Origin of the sequence: Geitlerinema sp. PCC 9228, from assembly GCF_001870905.1 — a bacterium.
Lineage (GTDB): Bacteria > Cyanobacteriota > Cyanobacteriia > Cyanobacteriales > PCC-9228 > PCC-9228.
This window is the reverse complement of the sequence record NZ_LNDC01000080.1, coordinates 40,301-56,147: the sequence shown is the minus strand read 5'-3', so window position 1 is coordinate 56,147 and position 15,847 is coordinate 40,301. Positions and strand designations below refer to the sequence as shown.

The 15,847-nt window shown below is 50.1% G+C and carries 15 protein-coding genes and 1 pseudogene; 11 read left to right on the top strand and 5 right to left on the bottom strand.

The window, feature by feature from the left end; all coding sequences use genetic code 11:
- A partial coding sequence (locus AS151_RS06915) for an RNA-guided endonuclease TnpB family protein (RefSeq protein ID WP_139240547.1) occupies positions 1-405 on the top strand: 405 nt, incomplete at its 5' end.
- A 42-nt stretch (positions 406-447) separates the two neighbouring features.
- Here AS151_RS06915 and AS151_RS06910 read toward each other — a convergent pair.
- The gene (locus AS151_RS06910; protein WP_071516310.1) at positions 448-1,305 is read right to left on the bottom strand and encodes a prephenate/arogenate dehydrogenase; all 858 of its coding nucleotides are present in this window, start codon (positions 1,303-1,305) and stop codon (positions 448-450) included.
- A 167-nt stretch (positions 1,306-1,472) separates the two neighbouring features.
- On the opposite strand from AS151_RS06910, the gene AS151_RS06905 reads away from it, so the two are divergent.
- On the top strand, positions 1,473-2,279 hold the full coding sequence (locus AS151_RS06905; RefSeq protein WP_071516309.1) for a 4'-phosphopantetheinyl transferase superfamily protein: 807 nt from the start codon (positions 1,473-1,475) through the stop codon (positions 2,277-2,279).
- On the opposite strand, the gene AS151_RS06900 is transcribed toward AS151_RS06905, so the two are convergent.
- Together AS151_RS06900 and AS151_RS06895 are read right to left on the bottom strand one after the other, a co-directional pair.
- Complete coding sequence (locus AS151_RS06900) at positions 2,203-3,249, bottom strand: PfkB family carbohydrate kinase (protein WP_071516308.1); 1,047 nt, start codon at positions 3,247-3,249, stop codon at positions 2,203-2,205. The two genes, AS151_RS06905 and AS151_RS06900, sit on opposite strands and share 77 nt — an antisense overlap.
- 46 nt (positions 3,250-3,295) lie before the next feature.
- A complete protein-coding gene (locus AS151_RS06895; RefSeq protein ID WP_071516307.1) occupies positions 3,296-3,865 on the bottom strand; it encodes a response regulator in 570 nt (189 codons plus the stop codon).
- 553 nt (positions 3,866-4,418) lie between these two features.
- Between AS151_RS06895 and lipA the strand changes: the two genes are divergently transcribed.
- Positions 4,419-5,348, top strand: a complete 930-nt coding sequence (gene lipA, locus AS151_RS06890) for a lipoyl synthase (protein ID WP_071516306.1) — start codon at positions 4,419-4,421, stop codon at positions 5,346-5,348.
- Between the two features lie 132 nt (positions 5,349-5,480).
- Positions 5,481-6,797 (top strand): ABC transporter substrate-binding protein, encoded by a 1,317-nt coding sequence (locus tag AS151_RS06885; protein ID WP_071516305.1) that lies wholly within the window; start codon positions 5,481-5,483, stop codon positions 6,795-6,797.
- Positions 6,798-6,807: 10 nt separating this feature from the next.
- On the opposite strand, the gene AS151_RS06880 is transcribed toward AS151_RS06885, so the two are convergent.
- Positions 6,808-7,539: an ABC transporter ATP-binding protein gene (locus AS151_RS06880; RefSeq protein WP_071516316.1), complete on the bottom strand. Its 732-nt coding sequence runs from the start codon at positions 7,537-7,539 to the stop codon at positions 6,808-6,810.
- A 154-nt stretch (positions 7,540-7,693) separates the two neighbouring features.
- Between AS151_RS06880 and AS151_RS06875 the strand changes: the two genes are divergently transcribed.
- From AS151_RS06875 to AS151_RS06855, 5 genes are all read left to right on the top strand, one after another.
- Positions 7,694-8,563, top strand: coding sequence for a branched-chain amino acid ABC transporter permease (locus tag AS151_RS06875; RefSeq protein ID WP_071516304.1), 870 nt, complete (start codon positions 7,694-7,696; stop codon positions 8,561-8,563).
- A 36-nt stretch (positions 8,564-8,599) separates the two neighbouring features.
- A complete protein-coding gene (locus tag AS151_RS06870) occupies positions 8,600-9,904 on the top strand; it encodes a branched-chain amino acid ABC transporter permease (RefSeq protein ID WP_071516303.1) in 1,305 nt (434 codons plus the stop codon).
- Positions 9,905-9,935: 31 nt separating this feature from the next.
- Positions 9,936-10,736, top strand: a complete 801-nt coding sequence (locus AS151_RS06865; protein ID WP_071516315.1) for an ABC transporter ATP-binding protein — start codon at positions 9,936-9,938, stop codon at positions 10,734-10,736.
- Between the two features lie 27 nt (positions 10,737-10,763).
- Entirely contained in the window at positions 10,764-11,717 is a 954-nt protein-coding gene (gene pip, locus AS151_RS06860) for a prolyl aminopeptidase (protein ID WP_071516302.1), read from the top strand.
- A 431-nt stretch (positions 11,718-12,148) separates the two neighbouring features.
- Positions 12,149-13,327, top strand: coding sequence for an alpha/beta hydrolase (locus AS151_RS06855; RefSeq protein WP_071516301.1), 1,179 nt, complete (start codon positions 12,149-12,151; stop codon positions 13,325-13,327).
- On the opposite strand, the gene AS151_RS23050 is transcribed toward AS151_RS06855, so the two are convergent.
- On the bottom strand, positions 13,324-13,446 hold the full coding sequence (locus AS151_RS23050) for a hypothetical protein (RefSeq protein WP_275527977.1): 123 nt from the start codon (positions 13,444-13,446) through the stop codon (positions 13,324-13,326). The genes AS151_RS06855 and AS151_RS23050 overlap by 4 nt on opposite strands.
- Positions 13,447-13,489: 43 nt before the next feature.
- Here AS151_RS23050 and AS151_RS06850 point away from each other — a divergent pair, with 43 nt between their 5' ends.
- Both AS151_RS06850 and AS151_RS22760 read left to right on the top strand, forming a co-directional pair.
- Positions 13,490-14,335 carry an aldo/keto reductase gene (locus AS151_RS06850; RefSeq protein WP_139240546.1) on the top strand — a complete coding sequence of 282 codons (846 nt, stop codon included), beginning with the start codon at positions 13,490-13,492 and terminating at the stop codon, positions 14,333-14,335.
- 1,255 nt (positions 14,336-15,590) lie between these two features.
- Positions 15,591-15,737, top strand: a pseudogene (locus AS151_RS22760) (zinc ribbon domain-containing protein); the annotation flags it as partial.
- Positions 15,738-15,847 lie beyond the last annotated feature (110 nt).

Below are 15,847 nucleotides of genomic sequence, written 5' to 3'. Positions count from 1 at the left end.
GTTCATCGGCGAGAAGACTGGTTTTGGAAACTGGCTCACTGGCTGACCGATCGGTTTGACGTTCTCTATTTCGAGACGTTGAACCTAAAAGCCATGCAGCGACTCTGGGGACGCAAAGCCTCTGACTTAGGATTTCGGTCGTTCCTGCAAATCTTGGAATGGGTCGCTCAAAAGAAAGGAAAAGTCGTTGCCTACATCGACCGTTGGTTTCCATCCAGTAAGACCTGCTCGGGCTGTGGGTATGTTTTGGACGAGTTGGATTTGAGCGTGAGACGGTGGCGCTGCCCGTCTTGTGGGTCGGAAAACGACCGTGACGAAAACGCCGCCATCAATATCAAACAGGTTGGGGCATCAACCTGTGGGCGAGGTAAAGTCAGTCAGGCTCAGCCTGCATTTACTGTTTGACCCCAGAATCCCCGTCGCTTTAGCGCGGGGAATTTGTCAAGCTCAATATCGATTCTCTGGGGGAAAAAAGCGATCGCGAATTTGTCGAGTTTCTTCAAAAGTAGCTTCCAATCCCGACCAGTTGGCTTGTTCGATGCTTTCAATACAATTGTTGAGGCGATCGCGATAGGCGTAGAGGGCTTGCAAGACCTGGTGCTGGTTGTATTTCGCCATCATGACCCCCAGTTCTGGATAGCCACCGCCGACGCGGGAAGTATCGTAAAAACCGCTGCTAGCGAGTTTGTAGGCCAAATCCAAAACTTGACTGTCGGATTCGCTGCTGCAAGCCGCTAGCAAACTGGCACTGACCATAACCGGCAAATGGGAAATCCAAGCAACGGCGCGGTCGTGGTTGGCTGGGGAACATTGGTAAACCCACGAGCGAAGCGATCGCGCAATTGCCTCGACTTTGGCTATACTGGCTGCGGGGGTACTGGCAACTGGGGTAATAACGTAGGGACGATCCACAAACAAATCTTTTTGCGACGCTTGCAGGCCATTTTCTGCTTTGCCTGCCATGGGATGCGCCGGTACAAAATTCGACCACAACGGCACCACTGCATCCACCACGGCCTGTTTTACCGACCCCACGTCTGTCAAAATGGTTTTTGGGTCTAAAAACGGCAGCAACTGTTTCACCGCTGGTGCGATCGCTTCAATGGGGGTACACAAGAAAATCATTTCCGCTGGTGCCAATAGCGATGGATCGACACTGGCACGATCGACAGCACCCAAAGATACGGCGCGATCGCAGGTATCCTGACGTCGGCTGACCCCTAACACTTGATAGCCACGGCTGCGCAAATCCAATCCCAAACAGCCGCCAATTAATCCCAAACCAAAAATGCCAATGGTACTCATCTATGATTTTGTAATGAAGCGATCGATTTGCTTTACCGGTAGCAGTGTGCGGTGTAGGAACTTAGGAAATTAGAAGATTAGGGAAATACAATTGACTTTGGTCTCCCACGCTGGGTACGCTCCCAAATCCAGCCTTTCAAAGTATCACAATACACAGCAATTTAGCCATGTCTTCTCAGGGTTTTGGCAACAATTTTCCCAAGGGAACCGTTTGTATTTGGCAAATCCCACTGAGCGAATCGGTTGATGTGACGCCCTATTTATCGGTGCTATCGGTTGCAGAGCGTCAAAAAGCCAATCGGTTTCGCTTCCAGCGCGATCGCTGTTTTTACGTACTTGCCCATGCTGGATTGCGGTATATTCTAGCAGATTATTTGCAGCTGCCGGCAGCGGAAATTCCTTTTGAAGAGGGAGAAAGGGGCAAACCCAAACTCGCCGGTGGGTGGGAAGCAACGGGCATCCAGTTTAATTTATCCCATACCCAAAACTTGGCGCTGGTTGCTGTCGCCTACGATACGCCCGTGGGCGTTGATGTGGAAAAAGTGCGCCCGGTGAAGAACCTGCAACGTCTCAGCGAACGGTTTTTTTGCCCTGGGGAGGCAGAAGCGATCGCTCAGTTCCCCTTCCCACAGCAGCAGCAAGCTTTTTTTGAAATTTGGACGTGCAAAGAAGCCTATCTCAAAGGGATCGGTTGCGGCTTGGCGGGGGCTTGGCATCGCGTGGAAGTATCGGTTGCTCCCCACCAACCCCCTCAAATCCATCGTCTGGATGGGGTTTCTCCTGCCGCGTCTCCCTGGCAAGTGCAAGCTGTTTCCCTGCCAGCGGGATATGTGGGTGCTCTGGCAATCTGCGATCGCTGCTGCTCAGATGCAACCTATTGCGCCCTCGACGTCCAACTCAACCCACTTCCGGCAACATCCCCGGTTCCAAAAGTGTCGCCAGCATCCGACGCATATCCGCCGCATTGGTCGTAGAGGTACCAAACTGACGCACCACCAAACTAGCTGCCAAATTGCCCAATACAGCCGCTTCCCAGGCAGAACCTTGCAACGCCAACCCTACACTCAAAGCCGCCACCACCGTATCGCCCGCGCCGGTAACGTCAAACACATCCGTACGGTTGAACGCTGGAATGTCTTCGTGGTTGCCCCACGCATCAAACAGGCTCATGCCGGCATCCCCGCGGGTGAGGAGCATATATTTTGCCTGGGTCAGTTCGATTAAATCCTTGCCCGCCTGCTGCAAGCTTTCCAGAGAATCGATGGCATATCCCACCGCCAGTTCGGCTTCTGGGAGGTTGGGGGTAAACAAAGTAGCGCCGCGATAGCGTTCCAGGTGTTTCTGGGTATCGACCACAGTCAGCGGATGGGATAAAGCCGCAGCAATGGTGGCTGGTGAAAGCACCCCTTCTCCATAGTCAGAACAAACCACCGCATCCACTGTATCGATTTGGTCGCGAATGTAGTTTGCCACCGCTTGCAGGCATTCTCCTGCAGGGGGGGCATCGGATTTGCGGTCGATGCGGACCACCTGTTGGGTCACCGATTGTCGGGCGTGGGCGGAAACGCGGGTTTTGGTGACCGTGGGGCGATCGCGATCGGGAAACATGCCGCTTACATCCACCCCGGCTTCGGTAAAAATCCGTTTTAGGGCTTCCCCCTGTTGGTCTTGCCCCACCAAGCCCGCCACTTTCACCTGGGCGCCCAGTTGGGCTAGATTGTACACCGCATTGGCACCGCCGCCGGGCACTTGCTGGGTAGTTTCGTGGCGTACGATCAATACCGGGGCTTCCCGGGAGAGACGTTCCACCTGACCGGTGAGAAACTCATCCAGCGTTAAATCACCCACCACCAAAATGCGGGGTTGGTGAAAGTTTGCCAGCAAATCGAACAGGCGATCGCTTCTACCACGCAAGCGATCGACAAAAGTAGAATCTATCTCCATATTGTCAATTTCTCAGCGTCTTAGAAAACCAGCGTTTAACCGGTTTCTATTTTAGTTTTTGTTTGATAAACGTCATCATTTGGGACAATTGTTTTTTCAAAGTAGCCACTTCTTTTTCCAATTTGGCGACTTTTTGTTGCAGTTCTTGTACTTGCTGGTCGCTGCCTTGAGCGCTGGCTGCCGGGGCGGGGGCAGGGGCTTCTGCTTGTTTCTGGGCTGGTTGTTTGGCTGCCGGGCGTTTTTTCGCCTTTGCCATCGCCGATTTGATGGCGTTAATCAGGGCTTTTTTCTCGAAGGGTTTTTCAATAAATTCAAAATACTCAAAAGGTTCGGGAATTTTTTCCACCACCTCTTCCTTACGCCCCGACATCAACACTAAAGGAATGCTGCGCAAATGAGGATCGGCTTGAATTTGCTGGTACACTTCCCAACCATTGACCTTGGGGAGCAAGAAATCCAGCATAATTAAATTGGGGTGGCCTTCGCGAATCAATCGCAATCCTTCTTCGCCATCTTTAGCTTGTAGCACCTCAAAGTTCCCCGGTGGGAGCATCTCTTTGACCATTTTTTGGATGACGCGGCTGTCATCGATAACAAGAATTTTGTGCGCTGCCACGGCTGACTCCTCTGCTGGTTTTTAAATAGCGAACGTGAAATCATTTGAGCTGGCAAAGCAGTTCCCTATGTATGTTGGCAACAGACAGGGAAAACGACCCCCAATGGCACTAACTGCTTTGGTTGGCTAGCGGCAATGGGCTGCTAGCTAAGGGTGCTTGCGAATATTCTCTCCCTAGTGTATCAGGGGCGTGGGAGCATTGGGGTGTACCGAGGATGGGTGCCTGGGAGTATTGGGGAGAGAAGCATCTAATAGCGTTGGAAAATTCAAAATGAAAAATGGACAAATGTACGAGGGGTGAGGAAATAGAAAGAACCAGAGTTTCTGGATCGTACGTTCGATAGGGGATTAACGTATTCTTAACCACAATCGCAAGGGCATGGCGATCGCGCCGCCCCTGGTTTGGTCGGTGACAAGCGAACGGTAGCACCCACGCACCCATACTCCCCATCAGCCCACCAACTGTCAATGCTATCTTAGAAAAGCTTGGGATGGTTGCGGCGATCGCCACAGCCAATCCATCGTGTAGATAGTGAAAGTTTGTTGCTATTTTATGTCTCCTAGTACCAATTCTGCTTCTCGACGAGAACAGTTACGTCAAGAAATCGCGGCCATGCCTGACTGGTTGCGCCGACCCGTGGGCAATGCCAGCGACATTTCCACCGTACAGCAAGTTATCAAACGAAAAGGCATTCATACCATTTGCGAGGAAGGTCGTTGTCCCAATCGCGGCGAATGCTACGCTCGCAAGACCGCTACCTTTTTGCTAATGGGTGCCACCTGTACCAGATCTTGTGCATTTTGTCAAGTAGACAAAGGACATGCCCCCATGCCCCTCGATCCCGAGGAACCGCGCAAAGTGGCAGAAGCGGTGGAAAGCTTGGGCTTGAAATACGTTGTGCTCACCTCCGTAGCCCGGGACGACCTAGCAGACGGGGGTGCCAGCGTTTTCGTCAACACCATGGCAGCCATTCGCCAGCGCCACCCACAAACCGGCATTGAAGTTCTCACCCCCGACTTTTGGGGTGGCAAAACCGCTACCCACACTCCCGCCCAACTGCAACGGCAGCGGGTAGAAACCGTTACCAAAGCCCAGCCAGCATGCTTCAACCACAACATTGAAACCGTTTCTCGCCTGCAAGGTCCGGTACGGCGGGGGGCGAGGTACGACCGTTCCTTAGAAGTATTGCGATTGGTCAAAGAATTCGACCCCTCCATTCCCACCAAATCTGGGTTGATGCTGGGTCATGGGGAAACCGAAGACGAAGTCATTGAAGCGATGCGCGACTTAAGGGCAGTCGATTGCGATCGCATTACCATCGGTCAATACATGCGTCCCTCCCTCGAGCACCTTCCCGTCAAAGAATACTGGACGCCAGAAGCGTTCGAGCGTTTGGGTGCAATTGCCCGAGAAATGGGCTTTTCCCACGTTCGTTCCGGTCCTTTGGTACGCAGTTCCTACCATGCCGGCGACGAATCGTAAATCAAAATTTCCTCGATATGTAATATAGACAACAGAATCTCCTAGACTAAGAAGTCAAAGCTTCTAAGTTGAAATGGGGCGAGGTCACCTCGTCCCTGCAGCCAACCAGATTGACTTCAGGAGATCAAAACCATGGGAACTTCCCAAAAACCTACCCGCAAATTCATAGCCGTCACCACTGCCGTCTTAGCTGGGGGATTGCTGGCAGCCTGTGGTAACACAGCCCAAAACGGCGGCGAAGGCCAACCAGGCACCGAAACCACCGCCCAAAACGGCAGCGAAGGGCTCAAAATTGGGGCTTTGCTGCCCGCCACCGGCGACCTATCCTCCATCGGACAATACATGATCGACGCCCTCCCGGTACTCGTAGATACCGTCAACCAATGCGGCGGCGTCAACGGGGCCCCTGTCACCCTGGTTCAGGAAGACTCACAAACCGAACCAGCAGCAGCGGCAGAAGCCATGACCAAGCTCACAGAAGTTGATAACGTTGCCGGTGTGGTAGGTGCCTTTGGCAGCAGCATTTCCAACGCAGCGGTGGATATTGCGGCGCGCAACCAGGTCATGATGATTTCCCCGGGCAGTACCAGCACCATTTTCACCGAACGGGCACAAAACGGCGACTTCAACGGCTATTGGGCCCGTACTGCGCCCCCGGACAGCTACCAAGCCGAAGCACTGGCCAGTCTCGCTATGGAACGAGGGTTTGACAGCGTAGCCACCGCTGTCATCAACAACGATTACGGCGTCGGCTTTGAAGAAGAATTTGTGCCTGCCTTCCAGGATATGGGAGGCAGCGTGGTCAACGAGGGCAGTCCGGTACGTTACGACCCCAAAGCCACCACCTTTGAATCGGAAGCCACCGCTGCTTTTTCCGATAACCCCGATGCCGTCATGGGCGTTTTGTACGTAGAAACCGGTGCTTTGTTCTTAAAAGCCGCTTACCAGCAAGGTTTGATGCAAGATGCCACAGTGCTGCTCACCGATGGCGTGTACTCCGGTGAATTTCCCGAAAAAGTGGGCAAAAACGAACAAGGTGAATACATTCTAGAAGGCGCTTTGGGGACCACCGTCGGTGCTGGCGGACCGGGATTGGAACAACTACAGGCCGCTTTGGGAACCGAACCGGAAGCCTTTGTTCCCCACACTTGGGATGCTGGGGCTTTGTTGATGCTGGCGGCGGAAGCTGGCGATACCAATACCGGCGAAGCCATTAAAGAGAACCTCCGTGCGGTTGCCAATCCGGAAGGTCAGGAAGTCAGCGATGTGTGCCAAGCCCTAGAACTGCTGCGCAACGGCGAAGAAATTAACTATCAAGGGGCCAGTTCCCGGGTTGATATTGACGAATTGGGCAATGTCCGCGGTGTTTACGACGTGTGGACGGTCAACGCCGATGGCAGCCTGGAAACCGTGGAAAAAATCGACGTACAAGAACAGCAAGGAAGCTAACAACCGCTCTCTATCCTCCTAGGTAGAGTTCGCCGACTTTCGGATTGTCGAGCAATTCGCGACCCGGACCGGAAAAGCGATCGCTACCCGATTCCAACACGTAACCGCGATGGGACATTTCTAGGGCTTTGCGGGCATTTTGTTCCACCAACATAATGCCAATCCCTTCCCGGTTGATGGCCAAAATCTGCTCGAAAACATTGTTCACCAAAATTGGTGCGAGGGCAGCGGACGGTTCGTCCAAAATCATCATATCGGGCTCCAACATCAAAGCCCGTCCCATCGCCAACATTTGTCGTTCGCCACCAGAGAGGGTACCCGCCAGTTGGTGGCGACGTTTTTTTAAGGAATCGAACATGGTGTAAACCCGGTCTTTGAGGGGGGTGAGGGTATCCTGGCGGATAAAGGCCCCCATTTCTAAATTTTCTTCTACGGTCAGAGAAGGAAATACGTTGGAAATTTGGGGAACGTAACACATGCCCTGGCGAACGATTTGATTGGGTCGCCAGCCGGCAATGTTTTCTCCTTTGAACGTAATGCTGCCCTGTTGGGGGATTAAAAGACCAAAAATGGCTTTGGCGAGGGTGGATTTTCCTGCCCCGTTGGGACCAATAACGGCTACCAGTTCTCCCGGATACAGGGAAAAATTGACCCCTTGGAGAATGTTGAGGTCTTTGAAGTAGCCGGCATAGACATTTTCAACGTTTAGTAATGGGTTGTTTGTGGGTTGGGAGTCATGCATAGATAACAAAAAAACAGCGGATTGAGTGGGATTTTCCAATAGCATCAAGCATACTATTATTAATTAAACCGAATTTTTGTTTTCTGGGACCGGGGGCTGCTGCTTCTGGTACAGAAACGAAAACAGATGATTGGTTGGTATATAAAAACAATCTATGGATCTGCAATTATTCTCGCAACTGGTGGTTAACGGCGTAGCGGTAGGTTGTATTATTGCCCTATCGGCGGTGGGGCTAACAATTACCTACGGCGTGCTGCGTTTGGTGAATTTTTCCCACGGGGATTTTTTGACGGTGGGTGCCTACATGACCCTCATTGCCAATGGTTTGGGGTTGAATATTTGGTTTTCCATTGTGGTTGGGGCGGTTTTGGCGATCGCGATCGCATTAATTTGCGAAAAGCTCATTTGGTCCCCCTTGCGCGATGCCAGGGCTTCCATGACTACTTTGATTATTGTAGCCATTGGCTTGGCTTTATTTTTACGCAATGGGGTGATTTTAATTTGGGGAGGCGGCAACCAATCTTATGATGTTCCTGTTGCCCAAGCGGTGGAAATTTTAGGGGTCCGCCTGGCGTATTACCAGTTGTTGGTAATTGCTTTAACAACAATCGCGATCGTGGTGCTGCATTATATGCTACAGCGCACCAAAATTGGCAAAGCCATGCGGGCTGTCTCCGACAATATCGACTTGGCTAGGGTTAGCGGTATCAATGTGGAACGGGTTGCCGTGTGGACCTGGGTTATTGCTATTGGCATGACCGCTTTGGGAGGCAGCATGTATGGGTTAATGACCGCCGTACGTCCCAATATGGGTTGGTTTTTAATCCTGCCCATGTTTGCGGCGATTATTTTGGGCGGCATTGGCAATCCCTACGGCGCTATTGCTGGGGCGTTGGTGACGGGGATTGCCCAAGAAGCCGGTACCTACTGGCTACCAACTGCATACAAACCAGCGATCGCCCTCGTTATAATGATTGTTGTGCTTCTGTTTCGTCCTCAAGGCATTTTCCGAGGCACCATTTGACGAGAAAATCCACAGACAACCCAGACAAAGGCAAGCATGATTGGCTATATTGTTTCTCTCGTAATTTTTACAGCCACCTACGCCCTATTTAGTTTGGGATTAAACTTACAGTGGGGCTTTACTGGACTGATTAATTTTGGTCATATTGCTTTTATGACCCTAGGGGCGTATACCACGGTCTTGCTGAGCTTGCAGGATGTTCCCTTATTTATATCTGTCATTGCCGGCGGGGCGATGGCAGCGTTGTTGGGCTTGCTGATTGGCTTTTCTACTTTGCGTTTGCGGGAAGATTATTTGGCGATTGTGACCGTCGGGGTAGCAGAAGTGGTGCGTTTGATTGCTGTCAACGAAGCGTGGCTGACGCGCGGTCCCATGGGATTGTATGGCTTTCCTTTGCCCTTGGAAGACTATCAGCCCAATCTTGTAGGCAAATTAGCCGCGATCGCTATTTTAACTGCTATTGTTGCCGTGGCCCTGTGGCGGTTGTGGCGGTGGATGGGCGCGCAAATCCAGGGAAGTTCCCGTTCCCAGTGGCAGCGCAACTTACCCCTGGTCGCCACTTACCTGATTTCTCTGATGGCCATCTTATTCGCCATTGGCGCGATCGCCAAACAATTAAAAGCCAACCAAATTTTACCTCCTTGGGGATTGGGCATCTTCTTGATTGCTACCCTTGCAGCTACCGTTTGGTTGTACGTTTGGTGGGCGCGGCGTATGTTCCCCAAACTACCAGAATGGCACGTCAGTTCGGCTTTGATTGGTTCTGTGGGGGTAACGGCATTTGGTTTGTGGGTATACGGCTGCGGTGCGGTAGCCCTGTATAATTATTCCTACAAAGCTGGCTTGATGCTGTTGCTGCTGGTGGTTTTGACCCTTACCTTCTGGTTTTTGGAGAGGATGCTGGCTTCGCCCTGGGGAAGGATTCTCAAAGCCATCCGCGAAGACGAAGAAGTGGCTAGGGCCTTGGGCAAAAATGTCTTTTGGTACAAGCTACAATCTTTTATGTTGGGTGGTGCCATTGCTGGCATTGCCGGTGCTTTCTACGCCTGGCAGCTTACCTTCATCAACCCTGACGGATTTACCACGTTAATTACCTTTCAAGCCTGGACCATCGTTATTTTAGGCGGCGCTGGCAACAATGTGGGAACCCTCCTGGGGGCGACTATCTTTTGGGCGTACAACACGGCCACCCGCTTTATTCTCAAAGATATCATTCCCCTAGACGATGCCCGTTTGGGGGCATTTCGCCTCATGGTCATCGGTTTGCTGTTAATTATTTTAATTATTTGGCGTCCGCAAGGTATTTTAGGCAAAAAGGAGGAACTCACCCTTGGAGGATAAGCAAAATTTCGCTGCTTCTACAACCGGGGAAATGCCAGTTTCGGAAAACCCGCAACTCCCCATTTCCATATCCGAAGATGCCCTTTTGTATGCCCGCAATTTGTATAAAAGTTTTGGCGGGGTGAAAGCGGTGAATAATGCCTGTTTGGAAGTACCGGCAGGCAGCATTACGGGGTTGATTGGTCCCAACGGGGCTGGCAAAACGACATTATTTAATTTACTATCGAATTTTATTCGGGCCGATCGCGGTGAAATTTGTTTTGATGGGGAATCCCTGCTAGGATTGTCTCCCCATTTGGTGGCGCAGCGGGGATTGATTCGTACGTTCCAAGTGGCGAAGGTTTTATCCAAACTATCGGTGTTGGAAAATATGCTGCTGGCTGCGCCCAATCAAACTGGGGAAGTGTTCTGGAAAGCCTGGTTTCAAGGGCGTCGGGTGGCACGCGAGGAGAAAAAATTGCAGCAGAAGGCTGGGCAAATTTTGGCGTCGGTGGGATTGGCGGAAAAAGCCCACGATTATGCAGGTTCCCTATCGGGCGGTCAGCGCAAGCTTTTGGAGTTGGCGAGGGCGTTGATGGCCGATCCGAAGTTGATTTTGCTGGACGAACCTGCCGCTGGTGTGAATCCCACGTTGGTCAATCAAATTTGCCAGCACATTCACCGTTGGAATCGAGAAGGGATGACTTTTTTGATTATAGAACACAATATGGATGTGGTAATGTCTTTGTGCGATCGCGTTTGGGTACTGGCAGAAGGTAGCAATTTGGCTGTGGGAACCCCAGAGGAAATTCAGAAGAATCCGGAAGTTTTGCAGGCTTATCTGGGACAATAGAAGGTATAGAGAAGCAATTTAGCGATTATGCGCGATTTTTATCCCCCCATCGAACCCTACAATACCGGCTGGCTGCAAGTTTCGGATTTGCACGAGATTTACTATGAAGAGTCAGGCAATCCTGATGGCAAACCGGTGGTTTTCTTGCATGGCGGTCCCGGCGGCGGCAGTATTCCTCTGTACCGACAGTTTTTTGACCCGCAGCGCTGGCGCATTGTGATTTTCGACCAGCGGGGTTGTGGCAAAAGTACGCCCCATGCTGAGTTGCGCGAGAATACCACTTGGGATTTGGTGGGGGATATTGAGGTATTGCGCAAGCATTTGGCAATCGAACAGTGGGTGGTGTTTGGCGGTAGTTGGGGGAGTACTCTGGCTCTGGCTTACAGTCAAAGCTATCGCGATCGCTGTTTGGGTCTGATTTTACGCGGGATTTTCATGCTCCGGCATAAGGAAATTCAGTGGTTTTACCAGCAAGGGGCCAGTTATATTTTTCCCGATGCTTGGGAAGCTTTTTTAGAACCGATTCCCGCCAGCGAACAAGATGACTTGATGGCGGCGTACTACCGGCGTTTGACCAGCAACGATGCTGAGGTTCGCCGGGAAGCTGCCAGTGCGTGGTCGGTGTGGGAGGCAAGTACGAGTAAGTTATACCCGGATGTGGAATTAAAAGAAAAGTTTAGCAACCCCGATTTTGCTGAGGCGTTTGCGCGGCTGGAGTGCCACTATTTTGTCCATCATGGCTTTTTTGACCCGGAAGACCAATTGTTGCAGAATATCGACAAAATTCGCACGATTCCGGCGGCGATTGTCCAGGGTCGCTATGATTTGGTGACGCCTATGATGACGGCTTGGGAACTCCATTGCGCCTGGCCGGAGGCTGAGTTTGTGGTGATTCCCGATGCGGGTCATTCAGCGATGGAACCGGGGATTCGTGAAGCTTTGTTGAATGCAACGGATCGGTTTGCTCGAATGGAAGCATAGGGATGGTGTTGATGGGCGTGGGTAGGGGGAATTGGCTGGAATTTTTTCTGAGTGTTCATACTTTACCGCATGAATCGAGATCCTGAAAGCCCTGACTTGTCACGCGCAGGGATAAAAAGCGACCCGTGCGGCGGTTGCTGCCGTCAAAATCAAGTTGAGGTGCTATACTTTCAGAAAGCAGGTGCAATTTTTTAAATCTATTATCTTATCGAAGGGAATCACATCGACCTTTCCAAAATTGGGGAAACTTGTGCTGAGCTACGCCCAAGCATACAGTTTTTCAAGTCTCGTTCCCTTCGGTGAGGGCTCTCCAGGTTCAGCAGGTAGGAGTTCTCACTTTCCGTATTTTCAACGATTTATGGCAGCGTTCTTTTCAGATGGGTAGGCGGCAGCTAAACTGGGTGTAGCTTATTTTAAATGAGGTTCGTTTCGTGACTGCAACCATCAAGCCAACTGCCGAACAAATTTCCCAAACGCGTCAAGCCATCGATAGCTACATTCAGAGCATCGATACGCATCCCCATCGCCGAGTTGGCGCTTATCCCTACTATCGCTTCCACGAGGCAGATACACCCATTCGCGGTACGGTTTTAATTTTCCATGGATTTAGTGCCAAACCCGACCAAATGTGGCGATTGGCGGACTATCTTTTTCAGAATGGCTATAATTTCTACCAATGTTCCCTCGCCGGCCATCCGTGGGTTCCTCCCAGCCAGTACTGGCCGCAGGTGGACCTAAAACCAGAAATTTACAATCCCTTGCGGGAAAAGGTGGCGCAAGACCCGGTTCTGAGTACTTACTTTGCGAATTTAGCGGCAAGCAACGGTAAGTTTCAGCGTCCTAGTTTCCAGGAACGTCAAGCTTTGGTTGCGCGATTGATGGAGTTGGACCCGCGTTTGCTGGATATTGCTAAAGCCATTCGCAAATCTAACGATCCGGACTTCGATCGCTGTTTTACTTCCTCACATATGAACTATTTAGAAAACGCACGCGATCGCTTGCGGGAGCTTGACGCTATGCCCGGTCCGATTTATACTGTGGGATTGTCGGTAGGTGGTGCGGTGGCACTGGCGTTGGCTGCCGATCGAAGCGATCGCATTCAACGGGTTGTGGCTTATGCACCCCTTTTGCGAATCTATGGAAAAGAGCGTCGCGAGTACGTGATGCTTTCCGGTCCGTTGGATATTTCTGAGTTGGGATGGGACCCGAATTTGCGTTTTCCCGTGGGTTGCCTGACCGCTGCCGATCGTTTTGGCAGCAGTGCGATCCTTACGTCGCCAGCCATTCGCGCTCTAAAACGAATTCCTACTTTTCTCGTTCTCACTGAAAACGAAGATGCAGCGGATATCGAAACCAGTCAGACCTTTTTCAAAAAAATTGGTGGTAGGGGACAAGGGCATTGTTCTTATTTATACCCAGCCAAAGATTTGGTTCCCCATCCTATGGTCGATCCGACCGAAGTCAGCCAGGGGATGAGCAACCGTTTTTGGCGCAGTCTCTACCAAGAAACCTTTCGCTTTTTGGATACAGCTAAGGTAGACACCAGCAATATGAGCAATTTAGAACTAGACCCCAATTTGCCAGCCGTACCGCCAGTGGAAAAATCTTAATATTCTTGCCTAGAAATGGTTTTTAAACGTTGGGTTGGGGAACTGGCGTGACATCGAGGGATTGATGGTGGTTGGGAGTTGCTGGCAAAGCGATCGCTGTTGTTGGTAAGTTGGAACATTAGTGTCAGATGTTCTATAAATACAGCAATTTAGGGGTTTTTTATGAATACCACAGCCACATTGAATCTAGTTCCCTACTTTCTTTACGGTACGGCATGGAAAGAAGATAAAACCCAGCGTTGTGTCGAAAATGCTTTAAAAGCAGGATTTCGCGGTATCGATACCGCCAACCAGCGGAAACATTATTACGAAGCTGGTGTGGGGAAAGCCTTACAGAGTACTTACGAAAGCGGTTTGCTGCAGCGGGAAGATGTTTTTCTACAAACCAAATTTACACCACGCGGTGGACAAGACAATCGTCTGCCTTACGATCCACAAGCTTCCCTAGGGGAACAGGTACAGCAATCTTGCGAGAGTTCTTTGGAACATTTGGGAACTGATTGGCTGGATTCTTTCATTTTACACGGTCCCATGACTTTAAAAGGTCTTAGCAGTAGCGACTGGGAAATTTGGCAAGCAATGGAATCGCTGTACGACCGGGGCAAGGTGCGTTATTTAGGTGTTAGTAATGTTAGCCTGGGGCAGTTGCAAGCGTTTTTTGAGGGAGCACGTGTCAAGCCAAGTTTCGTACAAAGTCGCTGTTTTGCTATCAAGCTTTGGGATCGGGAACTTCGCGAGTATTGCCAGCAGCAGGGGATTCTTTATCAGGGATTTTCGCTGTTGACGGCAAATGCGGAAATTTTACAGAAATCTAGCAATTTTAAAGCGATCGCGCAACGCAAAGATAAAACCCCAGCGCAAATTGTGTTCCGATTTGCCTGGCAAGCCGGGATGTTACCGCTGACGGGAACCACCGATTTTCAACACATGCAGCAGGATTTGCAAATTAACGAGTTTGAGTTAACGGAAGCGGAAGTTGCTCAAATTGAGAATGTGGCTGCAAAATAGAGAATTAAGGTATAATTCCGAATATACAATAGGCAACAAGTCACTACACCATCTTTATAAAGCTGGCTATGGATGTGGGTGGCTTGTCCTTTTGTTGATACTCTCACGAATTCTGGATGTTTACTGCTGCCATGGGTGGTTGGCTAGCGATCGCACAAAATCTTACTAGATTCCTGGTTTTACTTGCTTAACTAGGAAAAAGAAAAGAGAAATTTGCATATAAAAAATGCGATCGCTCAAAAAACCACTTCTATCATTTCCTTATACCATTTCTGAAAAACAACGATTGTCTGGAATTTCTCAATTGCCCTGGTAGGGGTGCTCACGCGTTGCGCCCCTACTCACGCGTTGCGCCCCTACTCACGCGTTGCGCCCCTACAAAAATGCCTCTATCATCTATTGCATATTATTAAGGAAATGGTATGAAAAGTTTGCCAGCAATAATCGAGAAATTGTTTAGGGGGCCTTCCCAAAATACTCCTACCAGAAAAATCAGAAAATTCTATAGAATCATTGTTTTTCAGAAATAGAATTCATCCTTCCTATTCCCAAATTTAGGGATGATAGAAACAGATAATAGAATTCGTAACTTTTCTTTATCTATTTTTTTAACTAGATTTAACTTTCACTCATTTTTCCAAATTTATTATTAGTTTCGTTTATAGTAAGACGGTTCCTGCTTCTATCGTCTAAATTAAAGAAAATCGCGCTAGCAAAACGGAGTTTTTATTCGCCATGAATCTACCAAACTGGCTACGTCTGTTGGAAGTAGATACAAACAGATATCTCGCAACCATGAAACATCATACCAAACACGCTTCCATCCTAACGATATTATCTCAGAGAATATCAGCCAAGATAAACCCCTCCCGTGGACCCGAAATCCTACATCTGACTTTGTCGGTTTGGCAGTGGAAACGAGCTGATTGGCGACGCAACACCCTACAAACATGGCTTGCAAAGGTTTCAATAATGGCAATCCCCTTCGCGATGAATTCCATGGCGATACCGGATTCCCAGAGAACCAACAAACGCCAAGTTTACGAAAAAAGACAGGAGCTTGAAAGCCTTGCCTCTTTCCCAGCCGGGAGGAAAAGCGACCCGTGCGATCGCCGCCGTCAAAATCAAGTTGAGGTGCTATACTTTCAGAAAGCAGGTGCAATTTTTTAAACCTATTATCGAAGGGAATCACATCGACCTTTCCAAAATTGGGAGTAGAGGTCAAACAGAGCAGTCAAATTGGTGGTGTCCATACGGGAAAAAGCCGCTTTCTCAAAGAACTCATTCCTGCTCCCACTGCGGCTATCAAACCCATCGAGACGTAGCAGCAGCACAAGTGGTCTGGAATCGAGATGTCGAAAGTACGTCCACCACAGAGCGGAAAAACACTCGTCGAGGGTAATGTTGCCGGGGATGGACTAGCTCATAGCGAATTCATCTAGGCACACCCAATGAAGCGAGCATCTCACGAATTCTATTCATGAGAATGTCAAAGTAGCCAAATATAAAAAA

Excerpts from the sequence above, each read along its gene's own strand:
- AS151_RS06910 (WP_071516310.1), bottom strand. The coding sequence starts at position 1,305 with ATGAGTACCATTGGCATTTTTGGTTTGGGATTAATTGGCGGCTGTTTG.
- AS151_RS06905 (WP_071516309.1), top strand. The coding sequence starts at position 1,473 with ATGTCTTCTCAGGGTTTTGGCAACAATTTTCCCAAGGGAACCGTTTGT.
- AS151_RS06900 (WP_071516308.1), bottom strand. The coding sequence starts at position 3,249 with ATGGAGATAGATTCTACTTTTGTCGATCGCTTGCGTGGTAGAAGCGAT.
- lipA (WP_071516306.1), top strand. The coding sequence starts at position 4,419 with ATGTCTCCTAGTACCAATTCTGCTTCTCGACGAGAACAGTTACGTCAA.
- AS151_RS06885 (WP_071516305.1), top strand. The coding sequence starts at position 5,481 with ATGGGAACTTCCCAAAAACCTACCCGCAAATTCATAGCCGTCACCACT.
- AS151_RS06880 (WP_071516316.1), bottom strand. The coding sequence starts at position 7,539 with ATGCATGACTCCCAACCCACAAACAACCCATTACTAAACGTTGAAAAT.
- AS151_RS06875 (WP_071516304.1), top strand. The coding sequence starts at position 7,694 with ATGGATCTGCAATTATTCTCGCAACTGGTGGTTAACGGCGTAGCGGTA.
- AS151_RS06870 (WP_071516303.1), top strand. The coding sequence starts at position 8,600 with ATGATTGGCTATATTGTTTCTCTCGTAATTTTTACAGCCACCTACGCC.
- AS151_RS06865 (WP_071516315.1), top strand. The coding sequence starts at position 9,936 with ATGCCAGTTTCGGAAAACCCGCAACTCCCCATTTCCATATCCGAAGAT.
- pip (WP_071516302.1), top strand. The coding sequence starts at position 10,764 with ATGCGCGATTTTTATCCCCCCATCGAACCCTACAATACCGGCTGGCTG.
- AS151_RS23050 (WP_275527977.1), bottom strand. The coding sequence starts at position 13,446 with ATGTTCCAACTTACCAACAACAGCGATCGCTTTGCCAGCAACTCCCAA.
- AS151_RS06850 (WP_139240546.1), top strand. The coding sequence starts at position 13,490 with ATGAATACCACAGCCACATTGAATCTAGTTCCCTACTTTCTTTACGGT.